Below are 2,217 nucleotides of genomic sequence, written 5' to 3' on the forward strand. Positions count from 1 at the left end.
GTAATCCTTCTTCCGATAGCCACCGGAATAAAAGTCAGCAGCACGATAAATTCACTTGTAGCCAGTACGTTTTGCTGCGGGTTGATGTAGGCATCTACACCACCGCTGATATCTCCGGCTGCCACCATCGGGTCAAGTGAAACCTTGGTAATGGTTTCTAAGTCCTTCACCGTTTCCGGTGCCATAAATCCGGTGTTTTCATCGACGTATATCCGTCCCTTCACTTTCGGGGTTAATGCTGCCTTGGCGAGCTTGATCGCCTTTTTGATCGTCCTGTTATTTTCCCCATAAGCAAAATCCGAGGTAATTTTAGCGCAGGTATGCGTATCGTTGATATAGATTCCCGCGGTGGAAGAAATCCCGCCCAGATTAACAATGGGCGCAAAATAGATGTACCCTCTATCATCGAGATTATCCAGATCCGTATCCGAATAATCGCTCAGTTTGTTACCGGAACTCAGTCCCGGAATGATAAAGGTTTTCTCATCCACATGGGTTAAGTTAAAATCATTGATCTGTTCCCCCGCGTTCTGTGAAACATCCGCCTTAGAAACCATGGCAGCGTAATCCTCCACCGCGGCATAGCCTTTATAGAGGTCGTCCCGGCTGGAAACCTCGTAATCGGCACCGATCACCACGGAAATGTCCGGGCATTCGCTTAAAAGCGTTCTCAGGTTAAGAGCTGCCGCCGATGTTCCTGAAAAGCTTCTGCCTTCAATATAGATTTCACAGTAGCGGTCTTTTGCCCATTCGGCATCCGCCAGAGCCTGCGCTTTATAAATGGCATCGATACTGTCCTTATCAAGTCCTGTTTCGATAATCGGCGAATGATTTTTATCCGGGTTTAAGGAAACACAAGCCTGAACGATTTCTCCGGCTTTATCACGGAGTAATCTGGCTAAATATTGATTGTCTTTATCCGCCATCTGCGTCAGGGTTACGCCCTGAGCCACGGGCATAAAATACACCGTTATGGATGGGTTGTGAACAAAGAACCTCCGTAACCTTTCATATACGAGTACCTTATTGGTCTGGTCATATTCCTCACTAAGCCCCAATGATTCGACCTCCTGAATATTTTTCAGGGTGTAGATATTTCCCAGTACCATTTCGGAAGTGGCAACGGCATTCATCACGCTGCCGGTTACCATGTCGGCGGAGGGATTCCTTCTCCCAAGCCCGCCGTTAAGCTTTTGTACGATCAGTCTGGGACGCATCTTTCCTGTTTTTTGGGATTGTTGTTTTATTCAAAGTTTCCAACTGTTTATTGGCGGCTTCCAGTTGTTGTTTCAGATTTTCGTTTTCCGTCGCAGCATTTGAAAGTTCCTCCAGCCTGGCACCCATTTCGGTCAGCAGGCGGTCTTTTTCAGCATATTTTTCACGAAGTGAAATAACAGCCGTAACGGTTTCGTCCGTGTCAGCATTTGCCGGTTCGTAGTCCCGGTCAAGATCACAAACCGCCGCCACATCTTCGATAATTCCTTCTAAGACTTTTCGTGCCAGTTCAGAATTATGCAGAGCCGCCTGCACATCCGAATCGTCCTCGTCCTCAAACCCTTCACGAAAAAAGACTTCCGGCTCACTTTCAAACCCTCTTAATTCATGGTAATCCTTAGCCGCCTTTTCTTCAAAAAAACACTGTCCGTTTTCTGAAATAAAAATTTTATCAGCCTCCGGGTATTTTTCAAAAAGCGCATTGGCTTTTTCCTGAAATTTCTTTTTATCAGACATGATGTGAATTTTTAATGGTAATAATGATGACAGACCCAATCAGGAGAAGAAAGATCCCGCCTGCCAGCATCAATATTTTATGATACCATGCAAAGGGCTTTATGATCTCAACCGGTTGGACACGTTCTTTTAGCCGTGATTCGTAATAAGCCGTAAGCTGTGCTTTGAGCTGTTCTGCTTCTTTACGGCATTCAACCGTTAGCTTTCCGCTTTCGTCCAGGATAACGTCAGGCTTTTGTAACGCCTTACTGTGGTCGTGGTTGTTAGCTCTTTTTTCTCTGTTCCCCGGCTTCGGCTCCCTTAGAACCGGCTTGCCGTTAATGCATTCGATCCACGCATGGTAATACGTAGAATCTGCCTGAACCTCCAGCACCGTATCCCGGATGACCTGTTTTACAACCAAAGTGTCGGTGACTGTTTCCGGCGGCAGCGGTTTCCTGCTTCCACAGGAAACCAACAGCGCCAGACAAAATAAAATAGATATAG

3 protein-coding genes are annotated in these 2,217 nt (G+C 46.4%); all 3 read right to left on the reverse strand.

What is annotated here, in order from left to right:
* On the reverse strand, positions 1 to 1,217 hold a 1,217-nt coding region (locus tag BW951_RS22190), incomplete at its 3' end, for a DUF2586 family protein (protein WP_076396862.1).
* Complete coding sequence (locus BW951_RS22195; RefSeq protein ID WP_076396864.1) at positions 1,186 to 1,731, reverse strand: hypothetical protein; 546 nt, start codon at positions 1,729 to 1,731, stop codon at positions 1,186 to 1,188. The genes BW951_RS22195 and BW951_RS22190, both read right to left, overlap by 32 nt.
* Positions 1,724 to 2,217, reverse strand: a 494-nt coding sequence (locus BW951_RS22955) for a hypothetical protein (RefSeq protein ID WP_175608869.1), incomplete at its 5' end; no start/stop codon positions are given. The genes BW951_RS22195 and BW951_RS22955, both read right to left, overlap by 8 nt.

The organism is Chryseobacterium gambrini, assembly GCF_900156825.1.
Classification (GTDB): Bacteria; Bacteroidota; Bacteroidia; order Flavobacteriales; family Weeksellaceae; genus Chryseobacterium; species Chryseobacterium gambrini.